General features: G+C 60.8%; 10 protein-coding genes. 2 read left to right on the top strand and 8 right to left on the bottom strand.

What is annotated here, in order from left to right:
- Window positions 1–64: 64 nt before the first annotated feature.
- From ABEG21_RS08205 to ABEG21_RS08195, 3 genes are all read right to left on the bottom strand, one after another.
- Window positions 65–925 carry an amidohydrolase family protein gene (locus ABEG21_RS08205; RefSeq protein WP_347554176.1) on the bottom strand — a complete coding sequence of 287 codons (861 nt, stop codon included), beginning with the start codon at window positions 923–925 and terminating at the stop codon, window positions 65–67.
- A gap of 28 nt (window positions 926–953) precedes the next feature.
- Window positions 954–1,994, bottom strand: a complete 1,041-nt coding sequence (locus tag ABEG21_RS08200; protein WP_347554175.1) for a tripartite tricarboxylate transporter substrate-binding protein — start codon at window positions 1,992–1,994, stop codon at window positions 954–956.
- A 288-nt stretch (window positions 1,995–2,282) separates the two neighbouring features.
- On the bottom strand, window positions 2,283–3,254 hold the full coding sequence (locus ABEG21_RS08195) for a LysR substrate-binding domain-containing protein (RefSeq protein ID WP_347554174.1): 972 nt from the start codon (window positions 3,252–3,254) through the stop codon (window positions 2,283–2,285).
- Window positions 3,255–3,374: 120 nt separating this feature from the next.
- Between ABEG21_RS08195 and ABEG21_RS08190 the strand changes: the two genes are divergently transcribed.
- Complete coding sequence (locus ABEG21_RS08190) at window positions 3,375–4,409, top strand: ABC transporter substrate-binding protein (protein ID WP_347554173.1); 1,035 nt, start codon at window positions 3,375–3,377, stop codon at window positions 4,407–4,409.
- A 126-nt stretch (window positions 4,410–4,535) separates the two neighbouring features.
- Here ABEG21_RS08190 and ABEG21_RS08185 read toward each other — a convergent pair whose 3' ends face one another.
- Window positions 4,536–5,687: a porin gene (locus ABEG21_RS08185; RefSeq protein WP_347554172.1), complete on the bottom strand. Its 1,152-nt coding sequence runs from the start codon at window positions 5,685–5,687 to the stop codon at window positions 4,536–4,538.
- A gap of 386 nt (window positions 5,688–6,073) precedes the next feature.
- Here ABEG21_RS08185 and ABEG21_RS08180 point away from each other — a divergent pair, with 386 nt between their 5' ends.
- Window positions 6,074–6,952, top strand: coding sequence for a phosphate ABC transporter substrate-binding protein (locus tag ABEG21_RS08180; protein ID WP_347554171.1), 879 nt, complete (start codon window positions 6,074–6,076; stop codon window positions 6,950–6,952).
- Between the two features lie 138 nt (window positions 6,953–7,090).
- Here the strand turns inward: ABEG21_RS08180 and ABEG21_RS08175 are convergent, their stop codons facing one another.
- From ABEG21_RS08175 to ABEG21_RS08160, 4 genes are all read right to left on the bottom strand, one after another.
- Entirely contained in the window at window positions 7,091–8,353 is a 1,263-nt protein-coding gene (locus ABEG21_RS08175; protein ID WP_347554170.1) for an MFS transporter, read from the bottom strand.
- 22 nt (window positions 8,354–8,375) lie between these two features.
- The gene (locus tag ABEG21_RS08170) at window positions 8,376–9,689 is read right to left on the bottom strand and encodes an MFS transporter (protein ID WP_347554169.1); all 1,314 of its coding nucleotides are present in this window, start codon (window positions 9,687–9,689) and stop codon (window positions 8,376–8,378) included.
- Window positions 9,690–9,835: 146 nt separating this feature from the next.
- Complete coding sequence (locus tag ABEG21_RS08165; RefSeq protein WP_347554168.1) at window positions 9,836–11,386, bottom strand: acetolactate synthase large subunit; 1,551 nt, start codon at window positions 11,384–11,386, stop codon at window positions 9,836–9,838.
- Window positions 11,386–12,243: an aldolase/citrate lyase family protein gene (locus ABEG21_RS08160; RefSeq protein ID WP_347554167.1), complete on the bottom strand. Its 858-nt coding sequence runs from the start codon at window positions 12,241–12,243 to the stop codon at window positions 11,386–11,388. The genes ABEG21_RS08165 and ABEG21_RS08160 overlap by 1 nt, the downstream gene beginning before the upstream one ends.
- Between the last annotated feature and the right edge of the window lie 21 nt (window positions 12,244–12,264).

Genomic DNA, 12,264 nt, shown 5'->3' with positions numbered 1-12,264 from the left:
GTCATCCTGATGAGCAAACAGGGGCCGCAGGCAGGCGATGCCCGGCGCCTGCGGTGCCGCGCGCTTAGGCCGGGTCGGCGAGCGCGGGATACAGTTTTTGCGCGGTCCTGCCCCACACCCAGGCGCGTTCTTCGTCGCTCAACCGCGCGAAGCAGGCATGCCCCTGCTCGATCAGCTTTTTCAACGGCCCTGCCGACGCCGGATAGTTCGAGCCGAACGCGAGATGATCGGCGCCGAACACGTTGACGAGGAATGGAAAGAACGCTTCGGCGCCACCCGGCGCGGTTTGCGCCAGATCGAATGTGCGAGGCGTGATTTTCAGATAGATATTCGAGAAGCGCGCGAGGTCGAACAAGGCGGACGACTGCGTGTAAGGCGGGCCGCCGTCGAGCACCGGGCGCGCGCAATGATCCACCGCGATCTTGACCGTTGGGAAGCGCTGCGCAAGCTCGACGACCATCGACAATCCGTCAAGCGTAGTCTGGACGACCATCGTCATGCCGAGTTCGGCGCAGCGCTCCCAGATCGGGAATGTCGCGGGGTCTACCAGCCAACGTCCATCGCTCTGATGCGTGGCGCCGCCGGTAAAGAGCCGGATGCCCCCCATCCCGCGAGCCAGCCAATGATCGAACGTCGATAGCGCGTCCGGCGCAAGCAGATCGAAGGAGTAGACGCCGGTGAAACGCGTTGGCTGTGCGGCGACGCAATCGGCAACGTAAGCGTTATTGTGACCATACGTGGTCGACGAATGGACTATCGCGGCCTTGGAGACGCCCGACTCGTCCATCTCCGCGATCAGTTGCTCGAACGTGACCGGTCGCGTGGCCGACCAATTGGAGCGATGGCCGTGCTGCGGCGCAATCGGATAACGGGTGCTGTCCGTCGAAATGATATGCGGATGGATATCGATGATTTCGGGTTTCATAGCGCAAGGATCTCCTGAAGAGCGTGAATCATGTCGGGTTGTAGATGAGCTTTCGCACGCTATCGAGTTGCGGCTTCGGCGTCGCATACAAGGTGCTGACGATTCCCTGCACCGCAGTTCCGTCGATAGGGTCGATCGGATAACCTTGATCCTTCATCGCCTCCTTGAATTCAGGGTCGGCAATGGTTTTTGCGAACGCCGTGCGAAGCGCGTTCATCCGGTCTTGCGGCACGCCGGCCGGGACGGCGATCGGACGTCCTGCATCGAAGGGAAGCAAAAAGAGATCGAATAGCGCCTTGATTGCAGGGTCTTTCACATAGGTGCCGAGGTTCGGCACGCCAGGGAATCCCGCCATGTCTTTCCATCCCAGATGCAACAGCACCTTCATCTTGCCGTCGGCCAGCATGCGGACCGGCTCGCCTTGCTGGAGGCCATCCGCGGTGGAGGCCCAGCCATCGATCTCGCCGCGCTGCATTGCCAGGTAGACTTCGCCGCGTCCGGTGTAGCCCGGCACCACGCGCATTTTCGTTCCGACGTATTGATTCAGCAGTGCCGGCAGCGTGCGATCTTCATTCGAGAATCCCGTCGCACCGATATACAGACGTTTCTTGAAAAGATCGTCGGCGTTGGTGATGCCCGTTCGCGTCATGGCGACCAGACAATAGTCGACCTTGTTGAGGCTGCCGAGCCATTGCACCTTGCGCGGATCGAATCGGTTCTGCCGCGGATCGATCAGCGGAATGTATAGATTGTTGCGCTGGAGAAAGCCGATCACGCTGCCGTCGTCCGGCTGCGAATTTTCAAGCGATGCCGCGGCGACCATGCCCCCTGCGCCGATGATATTCATCACGATCGCCTGCGGATGGCCCGGCATATACTTGACGAAGAAACGCGCGAACTGACGTGCGACGATATCGGTGGGGGTGCCGGCATCGGCGCTGACGACCACCGTGATCGTTTTACCGTGATAGAACTGTTCGACCGACTGGCTGTGGGCGGGTCTGGCGATGGCTGTCGTCGCGAGCGCGAGCAGCATCGCGCAGGCGCTGAACGCGCTGCGATAAGTCATGTCCTTCCTTGTCTCCACCTTCTTGTTTTTCGTCACCCATTGCACGCCCGAGGTGATGTCTTTGCCTGCGGACTGGGAGCGATGTCGTCGCCCATCGCATCGTCGCGTATCGCGCAACGATAAATGGAACGCAAGGATATTTTGACAGCGAGCAGCGACGGGTCAATTGAGAAAATCGACGCTCGTGTTGAGGGAAAGGTTAAGAAAGGAGGGATAACGGTAAAACGATGGCGACGCACATGCGCCCCACCCCGCATGCTAGCGTGTGGGTAGACGCATGTTCGGCGCTTAGCGTGTCTTGTCGGCCGGCTTGTCGGAACGCCCGAGCGTGACCGCCAATTCTCGCGCGGTTTCCTCGAGGCACGTCATCATCAACTGCGCGCTTGGCGTGAGGCGGCGATTGCGATTCCATAACACGCCTGCGGGACGCAGCAAGCGCGGAAGGCTCAACGGCAAGGTATGCAACGGTTGCATCGTGTCGTTCGCCGGCGTGCCCGCCATGACCGCGATAAAGTCGGAGACCTGCAGTTGGGCGCGGGAGACATGGCTCGACAACGTCTCGATATAGTTGTTCGTCAGCGGGACATCGTGCGCTTGCAGCGCACGTTCCAGTGGATCGCGCAGAATCGAGCCCGGCGGCGGCAGGATCCATGGGTAGGGCCGCAGATCGGACCACTGCAATGTTTTCTTGCGCGCCAACGGGTGATGGCGACCGGTCACGAGAACCAAGGGGTCCTCCAGCAACTCCTTTTCGTCGAAGCTGCCGAGCGTATCGGGTGGTGGCAACCGCCCGACCACGAGGTCGAGGCGACCCTGCCAGAGATCGGGCAGTAGCGTGGCCGTCGTCCCTTCCATCACGGAGACATTGGTGCCGGGCGAGCGTTGTTTCAGCAAGCTTAGCGCTTGGGGTAACAATACCGATGCCGACGCCGGCAACATGCCGATATGCACCTTGCCCTCGGTGCCCGAACTTAGGGCTTTCAGTTCGTCGCGCGCTTGATGCAGGATTGTCAGCATCGAACGTGCATGGCGAATCAGGCAGTCGCCATAGGGCGTGGGCACCAATCCCTGCGCGGTACGGGCAAACAGCGTCAGGCCCAGGCCCTTCTCGAGTTCCGCCAGAGACTTCGATACGGCCGGCACCGTGACATGGGTGACGTCCGCCACTTGGGTCAGATTGCGATATGTATCGATCGTCACCAGAAGTCGCAGATGCCGCGCCTTCAGATTGATTTGCAGGTACCAGTCGAGTTCCGACACAGGGTTTTCCTTTTACGGAGGGCCATTGACCATCTCGTTAAGTCCGAGCCGATTTTACTCCATCGACTGCGGCATGGCGCGCGGGCAACATACCCGCTCTTACACTGAGGGGATCCGTCGATGACACGACAGAACGCCATACCCGTTCACGCTGCCGCGCCTTCGACGGCGCGCCGTCGCTTTATCCGACAAGGCGGCTTGCTCGCCTTCGGGTTGAGCACGGGCACCTTGTCCTTTCCATCGATCATCCGGGCGGACGCGCCGCTACGCGTGGTCAGCAACCCGGGCTTGGAAAACGCCACATTGACGGCCCTGATGCGCGAGCAAGGTTTTCTGCAGCGCTTCGGAGTCGACGCGGTGATGGTCGATGTCGATGGCGTTGCGGGTCCGTTCGACGCCATCGCACAGGGGGCCGCCGATGTCTGCATGGTCTCCGGATACAACATGGTATTGCCGCGAATCGCGCAGGGGGCAAAGGTCAAAGTCATCGGCGCCGGGATGCGAAAGATTGCGCTGACGGTGTTTGCCAATCGCGACACGGTCGGCACGCTCGATGATCTGGAGGGAAAGACGGTGGCTGTCGGGCCGCCGGAGGGACTATTGCACACATTGATGTTGCAGCTGCTGAAAGTAAAAGGTATCGACGCTGGACGGATCCATTTCGTCGACAAGGGGAGCAACGACCATTGCTATGCAGCGGTCGCGCGCGGAGAGGCCGATGCGTGTTGCGCGAGCATTTCGCATCTGAACCGAGCGGACGGTCCGATAGCGATCGACGCGGCGGCGATGTGGCAGGCCCTGCCCGACTGCATCTTCCAAACCGCGTATGCGGCCAATGCCATCATCGAACAGCAGCAGTCACGTCTGATACCGCTCATGGCGGCCTACGGCGCGCTATACGACTATGTGATGCACGACGCTTTCTTTGCCGCGCGAAAGCGGGCGCAGCATCGGTTCGATAGCCGATCCGCGCAGGCGATCTGGCATTTCTATCAAACCGCCCGCCCTTACGACAAGGACCTGACACTCACGCAGGAAAATATCGCCTACCTGCAGCGCATGTTCATCGATCAGAGACATATGGCGACCATGCTGCCCTTCGCCGATACCGCGGATATGTCGGCCGCGCAGGCCGCGGCGCGCCAGCTAGGCTGAGCGACATCTCGAAACGGACGGCGACGCCCGTCTCGAAATTATAGTGGGACGGGCCGTTTCATCTAGTGAGGTTTTCCCTCGAACGCCCCGATGCATCGCGTTGCCGCATCCGCGATGCGCTCGCCGTTAGAAGCGGTGTCGAACGCCGGCGATCACCGACAGTTGCGCGCCTCCCGCCGACGGCGTGACGACGGGCATCAAGGTCGTGGCAGCGAGGGCAAGTTGTCCGGCGTTATTGATATGGTCGGCGGTGATGTACACGATAGTGCGTTTCGAGAACGCATAGGTGCCGCGCAGGACGACGACCGTCGCTTTGTTCGGCGAGTGATCGTAGCGCAGCTGTGCCAGCATGCTGTCGAACGAGACACTTGGCGTGATCGGGACCGTCGCGGTCACCCACATCAAATTGCTCTTGGGCGTCGCGATACCTTGATCGTCGCGGCGAATCCAGCCGACCCCCACTTTCGCTTTCGAGATGCGGACATAGCCGCCGAGAATGATGCGGCTATCGGTCAGGTTCGGGTTCGTCAGGCCGCCCCATGTCGCGGCGGTGCCCCCGTATTGACGTTCGTACGCGGTTGCCAGCCCCCATGACCGACGATCGTACTTCAGCATGCCCGACCACTCGCGGCATTCCTTCGACCATCCGCCGTTGCCCGGACAGTTCGTCGCCGGCGCACTGTTGCCATTGACGGCGTCTCGACCAAAACTCCAATTGACGCCGCCTTCGAGGTCGCCGAGGTTGAAGCGATAGCTGATCGAATTATCGGCCCGTGCATTGGCGATGCCGTTATCGAGTGTGGTCAAACCTTGCGCGCCGGTACCGAAGGGGTTCACCATCTGCGTGGCAAAGAAACGCATCGTATATTGACGACCGATGGTGACGCGGCCGAAGTGGCCTGATAGGCCGACATAGGACTGCCGACCGAACAAGCGTCCGCCTTGGCTGGACGTTCCGGCGTTCGGCGAAAAGCCCCCTTCCAGATTCCATATCGTCGACAATCCGCCGCCAAGATCTTCCACGCCGCGAAAACCGAAATACGAGGTTGCGGTACCGGATCCGATGCGCAAGCCGCTGGTGCTTGTCTTGCCCACCTGTTGCCGGTTCAGAAACTCGATGCCCTGATCGATCGAGCCATATAACGTGACCGAACTGGTGCCGGACTCCTGCCCCCATGCGGGCGCGATACTGATCGTCGACGCTACCACGTAGGTTGCGCACGTCGCGGACAGCGCGCGCATCGCGGACCGGTATTTCACCTTCGTGCTTGTCTCCATATATCCTTCACGATCGACATCATGAAGCGCCAATGCGGCGCGCCATGATGTCGATCGTTTCGTCTCCTGTTTTTGTAATGTTCCGAAATATTGCCAGGGCATGGGTGTACGTTGATTGAGAAAAACAGCGAGCATCTTGACGGAGTGGTTAAATCGGTCTGCGTTTATACGGCTATACGTGAATGGACAGCGACGCGATAATCGTTTCGAATGTGGACGATTTATCGCTGGGTCCGTAAGGCCATGCGCGGACGCTTTACCATTTGGTTAACACGCGTGCGAGATTAGTCAATCGACGCCTGCTGCCCGCGCTGGCAACATCGAAATGCGGCGTTCCGCCCATTTCGATCGACAGCGATTCAAGCAAACAAAAAAAGGAGACGTCCATGGCGCTGACTCTGCGCACCAATCTGGCCGACTATGCGGTGACCAAGGCGATGAAGGATGGACGCGTGACCTCGGACATCGTCACGCTCGATTATTGTGGTCCGGTCCCTGCGCATAATGGTTTCAAGGCCATGGTGCGCGAAAACAAGTTCGATGCCGGCGAACTGGCCATCGTGACCTATTTGCAAGCCAAGGCTTACGGCAAGCCCTATGTGTTGCTCCCGGCGCCAATCTCCGGGCGGTTCCAACACCACTGTGCGGGATTCAATATCGACTTCGGACATTTGGATCCGAAGGATATCGAAGGCAAGAAAGTGGGCGTGCGGACGTATGCGCAAACCACCGGTCTTTGGATTCGTGGCGTACTGCGCCATGAATACGGCGTCGATCTGGATAAGGTCACCTGGATGACGCTGGGCGATGGTCACTTGGCCGAATATGAGGATCCGTCGAACTGCGTGCGCCTGCCGAGCGGATCCAACATTCCGCAGATGCTGCTGGACGGCCAGATCGATGCGGCGCTACTCGGCGAAGATATGCCGAAGGACCCGCGAGTCCACACCTTGGTGCCCGATGCGCAAAACGCGGCAAAGGCGTGGTATGAACGTTCGGGTTTCGTGCCGATCAACCATATGTTCGTCGTCCACCAGGACGTCTCGAAAAACAATCCGGAAGCCGTTCGGGAAATCTATCGGATGATTGCCGAAAGCCGCGCCTTGACCGAGGGCGGCACGCCGAAGGTCTATCCGCCGCTGGGTTTGGAGGCCAATCGCAAGGGGCTGCAAACGGCGATCGATTGGGCGCTCGATCAAAAGATCATTCCGCGGCGCCTGTCGGTGGATGAATTGTTCGACGACGTGACAGCCAACCTCGGCTGACGTCTGTTCTTCGACGCGCCCTCCTCTGGGCGCGTCGTCTCTGCAAGATCGGGCGTCAATCGACGCCGCGAGCGGCTGGCGCTACCGCTTCAGACAAGGCGCCAAGGAAGCCGCCGCTGGCATAGATTGCCAGCCGTCTTACTGCAAGGTTTCACGTCGTGCGAGCGGCTTGAACAGGCGGCTCCACGTCACGGCGATCAGGACGGTGGCGCAGCCGCCGGCGACGACCGATCCCACCACACCGAATGCCGTTGCGGTCAGTCCGGATTCGAATTCGCCGAGCTGGTTGCTCGCCCCGATAAACAGGGTATTCACCGCTGCCACGCGCCCGCGCATCGCATTCGGCGTTTCGAGTTGAATCAAGGTTTGGCGGACGATCACGCTGATGGTGTCCGCGCCGCCGGCGATCGCCAGCAGAATCAAGGAGACCGGGAACCACCGCGAGAGTCCGAACGCGATGATGCACAGTCCATAGACCGCCACCGCGATCAGCAGCTTTTTTCCGACGCCACGACTGATCGCGCGCCGCGAGAGAAGAAAGCCGACGCACAACGCCCCCACGGCCGGCGCGGAGCGTAGCAGGCCAAGTCCTTGCGGACCGACGTGCAGAATTTCTTTCGCGTACACGGGCAGCAGCGCGGTCGCGCCGCCAAACAAAACCGCGAACAAGTCGAGCGATATGCCGCCGAGCAACAGCGGATGCGTCCCGACGAAATGCAGGCCGGCCAGCAAGGTCTTCGCTGTCACCGGCTCGCGTGCGGGCGGCACATAGTCGTAGCGCACCGTCGCGTAAAGGACCGCGCTCACGCTGAACGAAACGATACAGGTCAGGTACACGGCGTTGACGCCGATGGCGAACAACAGGCCGCCCAAGGCAGGGCCGGCGATGACGGAGACCTGCTGCACCATCGTGCTCAATGCCATCGACCGTGCCAGTAAGGCAGGAGGCACCAACATCGGCAGCAAGGACTGCTGTCCCGACATCTGGAAGGGCCGAATCGCACCGAGCATCAGCGAGAGCAATAACAAGCTGTCGCGCGACACCATATGCATGGCCGTTGTCGTCGCCAGCAGCGTCGCGGTCAGTGCCTGCGCCACGAGGCAGATTGCTACCAGGCGGCCGCGATGCATGCGATCGGCGCAGTGACCGGCAAGCAAGGTCGTCGCGAGCCCGGGAAGAAACTGGCAGAGACCGACCAGGCCCAAATCCCAGGTACTCGACGTCAGGTCGTACATATGCCAACTGATGGCGAGCAGCAGCATCTGTTGGGCAACGATCGAGCCGACGCGCCCTATCAGGAAGCGCGTCAACGACGCATGACGCCATAGTGGACGGGTATCCGCGCCGAGGGGCGGCGGCGACGGCGCAGGCGTCGCCGGCGTATCGGTGGGATGCGTCATGAAATAGCCGTTGGCGTGATGATCAGGTCAAACGGCCGGACTCGTGCACCGTTACCGGCGCGTCCAGCGTTTCGGGCAAGGCATCGTTGATCTTCGGCGCCCACTTCCTTTGCAGCAGCACGACGGTGCTGGTGGCGCCCAGAACGAGGAACACGACGATCGCCAGCATCGGCAAGGTGTAGCTATGGCCGATATGGAGCAACCAGCCGGACAAGCTTGCGGAAACACCGCCGGCCAGGCTGGTTGCCACTTGTTGCAGTCCGGTATTCAAACCGACCGCCTGTTTCGGAATCAAGGTCAACTTGACGAGCGCGAGGTTATTGGCCGTGACCAAGCCCAATAACGAGAGGGAAACGACGTTCCACATCAGCGCCATCTGCGCGGTCGGCGCGTAGGCGCCGAGCAGAACGGTCGTGCCGCCGATAAAGCCGGTGGCGATGAAGCATTTGCGCACCTTGACGGCATCGTACCCGCGCGCGATCAAGCGATCGGCCGCCCATCCCGCAAGCGCCGCGACGATCGCGATACCGACAAAACTGAAGAAGGTGTAGAGCCCGGAATCCTTTAACGACAAGCCCCGCTGTTCGACGAGATAAGCCGGCATCCAAGTCATGCAATAGAACGCGAAATAGCTATAGCAGAAATTGGTGATCAGACCGCCCCACACGACGGGGCTTGCAAGCAGGTTACTCAACGGCACGGACGCGGCGCGACGTTTGGCCTGCGCCAGTTCGGTTGCTGTCGGGTAGTCGTTGTTCAGCATGCGCAGCCAGGGCAGCAGCCATACCAGGCCGGCCAGACCGGTCACGATGAACATCCATTTCCAGGAGTACGATCCGATCAACCAGGCAGCGATCGGGGCGCCCAGCGCGGGGCCCATCTTGCCGCCGATCGAATAGATCCCGAGGGCGGTGCCCTTCTGTGTTTCGTCGAAATTATTTGCAAGATAGCGATAGGTCGCGGGAACGACGACCGCTTCGGCGGCGCCGATCATCAATCGCACGAGAATCAGCGAGGACAGCGTATCGACAAGGCCCGTCGATGCCGCCGCGAGGCACCACAACGCGAAGCAGATCGCATAGGGCCATTTCACGCCGTACCGGTCGACGAGCCATCCCATCGGCAATTGCAGCAGACCATATGACCAGAACACCGCGGATCCGAGCCAACCGCGCTCGATATGGCTGAGGCCGAACAGTCCGACGAAATGGTGATCCGCCAAGGCGGCAGACATGCTGGTGCGGTCGACGAACGAGATCATCAGGCCGAGCGCAAGCAATATCAGAATACCCCACCGCATTTCCGGGCGAGGTCGTTTCAGCAACGACGTCTCCATCGTTTTGTCTCCGATCGTTTTTATAACTGCTAGCGGTCGTTTATCGATCCGTCTTATGGACTATCAGATGAATTGTGGGAAGCCTCGCCAAATGGGTCACTTGGGGCAACGCCGATCCCGGTGGCCAGCGTTGCCCGGTGCGCAGCTTACAAACGGACTTCAATCAAGCAAGGGCCAGGCTCGCGAACGGAGTTCACCATTGCTTTATGGAAGTCTTCCGCCGTCTCCACGGCGACCGCCGGCACGCCCATGCTTTTTGCCATGGACAGCCAATCGATGCGTGGCTTGTCGATATCGATCATCGACAAGGCCCGTTCGCCCGGTGTCCCCGCGCCCATGTTCGCGTACTCCGCTTTCAGGATGGCGTAGGTGTTGTTGGCGAAAATGATCGTCGTGATGTTCAAGCCTTCACGTGCCTGCGTCCACAGCGATTGAATCGTGTACATCGCACTGCCGTCGCCGACCATGCAGAAGACGCGGCGATCCGGACAGGCGAGCGCAACGCCGGTGGCAACCGGTGTCGCATAACCGATCGATCCGCCCAGATTGTTGATCAGATCGTGCGGCAAGGCACCCATCGTCAGCCCCATCGATTCGCGACCGGTGGTCAGCGATTCGTCGACGACGATGCAGTTCTCCGGTAACGCGGCGGCCAGCGCATGCGCGACGCTGGTCGGGTTCAATGCGCCTGTGGGTACCGGCGTTTCGATGCGCGACTGGAGCACGGGCGCGGTCTTGGATGCGCCCAGGGCCTGCAGCAGCATTTCGAACGCGACGTCGCTGTCCTCGTCGGCATCGACCAGCGTATGCACGGCCGTGCCTTCCGCTTTCAACAAACTGGGCTTATCGGGATAGGCGAAGAAGGCGACTGGCTCCCGCGTCTCGACCGTGACGATATGCTTGAATTCTTTCAAGAACGCCGTTGCCTGCGGCACCGCGTACGGAATACGCGAGATCGGCACCCGCCCTGCACCGCGCTCGATACGCGCGGTGAAGAATTGCGACCCCAATTTCGCGCCGGTCGCGGCCGCCACCTGGCCGGCCTTCTCAAGTGCCGAACCCCGCGTGGCGCGGTTGGCGAGGATGATGAGCGTCGGTTCCCCGGAGCGTAATACCTTTGCCACCTGCTCGATGCGCTCGGCACTGGGCGCTTTGCGGCGCGCTGCCACTGTGCGCGGGAGTAACGGCGCGCCAGCGACCTGCTGCCACGACGTATCGCCCGGGAGAATCAAGGCGGCAACCTGACCCGGATGCTCGCTCGCTTTCGCGACTGCTTGCGCGGTATCCCAGGCGATCGTGTCGGCCGACTCCGCGCGTCGCACCCAATGACATAGCGGACGCGCCAGCCCTTCGATGTCGGAGGTCAGTGGCGGATCGTATTTGAGATGCGATAAGGAATGCTCGCCGACGATATTCACCATGCCGGACGACGCGCGCTTGGCATTGTGAATATTCGCCAAGCCATTGGCCAGACCCGGTCCGAGATGCAATAGCGTGGACGCGGGCTTTTCGCGCATCCGATACCAGCCGTCGGCCGCACCGGTGGCGACGCCTTCGAAAAGGCATAGCACGCTGCGCATCTTTTCATTGCCGCCCAAGGCCGCCAGAAAGTGCATTTCCGACGTGCCCGGATTGGCGAAGCAGATATCGACGCCCTGATCGACCAGCGTCGAGACGAGACTTTCCGCGCCGTTCATTAGTAACCCGCCATTTCACGCGCTTGGCCCACCACGCCGTAGGTACGCTGCGGCGCCGATACGAGAACGCGATAGCCCTCGTCGACCAGGCGTTGGTGGTTCTTCTGCGTGACGTGCGGATTACCGACGATCACCTTGTGCTTGTGGCAGATATCGGCGATGCGGCGCATCGCGTCCACCACTTCCGGATGTTCGTACTGTCGCGCAAAGCCCAGTTCCTGGCTCAGATCACCCTCGCCGATCAGGATAAAGCCGATACCCGGCACGTTGGCGAGGATGTCATCCAGGTTTTCGATCGCTTGCGTGCTTTCGCACATCAGGCCGACCAGGATCTCGCCCTGCGGTGCCAACGGCCAGACATCGGCCTTTTCGTAGTAATCGGCCATCGACAGGCCCCAGTAGCGCGCCGCGTTCGCCGGCCCATCGCCGCGCACGCCCTTCGGCTCGTACAGCGGCGCATGCTTCGGCCGCGCGTAGCGGCAGGCGCCCACCGCGTTGTAGGCCTGCTCCACCGTGGCGATATGCGGCCAGATCACGCCGTACGCACCGCGATCGAGCACCTGCTTGGCGAAGCTCTGGTTCATCTCGATGCCGTTCGCCGGGATACGCGCGATCGGTGTCACCTTGGGCGCCACCGAGCCGGATTCGGCAATCTGCTTGCGATTCAGCATGTATTGCAAGGCATCGCCGAGGGCCGTTACATCGTACGGGTTGTGCTCCATCTCATAAATGATGCCGTCATACGGCGATTCACTCATTTCGATGGCCGTCTGACGGTCCAGCTTGGAGAAGGCGAGATGCGCGGCCTTGCCCGATTCAAGGGCTCGGATGAGGTTGTTGAGACGTACATTCGACATGGGAATCTCTCGTTCGCGATA

This window comes from Robbsia sp. KACC 23696, from assembly GCF_039852015.1.
Classification (GTDB): domain Bacteria; phylum Pseudomonadota; class Gammaproteobacteria; order Burkholderiales; family Burkholderiaceae; genus Robbsia.
This window is presented reverse-complemented; position numbering and strand designations above follow the sequence as displayed.

Bases quoted from the DNA above. Each gene is read 5' to 3' on its own strand.
- ABEG21_RS08175 (WP_347554170.1), bottom strand. From the start codon at position 8,353: ATGACGCATCCCACCGATACGCCGGCGACGCCTGCGCCGTCGCCGCCG.
- ABEG21_RS08185 (WP_347554172.1), bottom strand. From the start codon at position 5,687: ATGGAGACAAGCACGAAGGTGAAATACCGGTCCGCGATGCGCGCGCTG.
- ABEG21_RS08170 (WP_347554169.1), bottom strand. From the start codon at position 9,689: ATGGAGACGTCGTTGCTGAAACGACCTCGCCCGGAAATGCGGTGGGGT.
- ABEG21_RS08205 (WP_347554176.1), bottom strand. From the start codon at position 925: ATGAAACCCGAAATCATCGATATCCATCCGCATATCATTTCGACGGAC.
- ABEG21_RS08190 (WP_347554173.1), top strand. From the start codon at position 3,375: ATGACACGACAGAACGCCATACCCGTTCACGCTGCCGCGCCTTCGACG.
- ABEG21_RS08165 (WP_347554168.1), bottom strand. From the start codon at position 11,386: ATGAACGGCGCGGAAAGTCTCGTCTCGACGCTGGTCGATCAGGGCGTC.
- ABEG21_RS08180 (WP_347554171.1), top strand. From the start codon at position 6,074: ATGGCGCTGACTCTGCGCACCAATCTGGCCGACTATGCGGTGACCAAG.
- ABEG21_RS08200 (WP_347554175.1), bottom strand. From the start codon at position 1,994: ATGACTTATCGCAGCGCGTTCAGCGCCTGCGCGATGCTGCTCGCGCTC.
- ABEG21_RS08160 (WP_347554167.1), bottom strand. From the start codon at position 12,243: ATGTCGAATGTACGTCTCAACAACCTCATCCGAGCCCTTGAATCGGGC.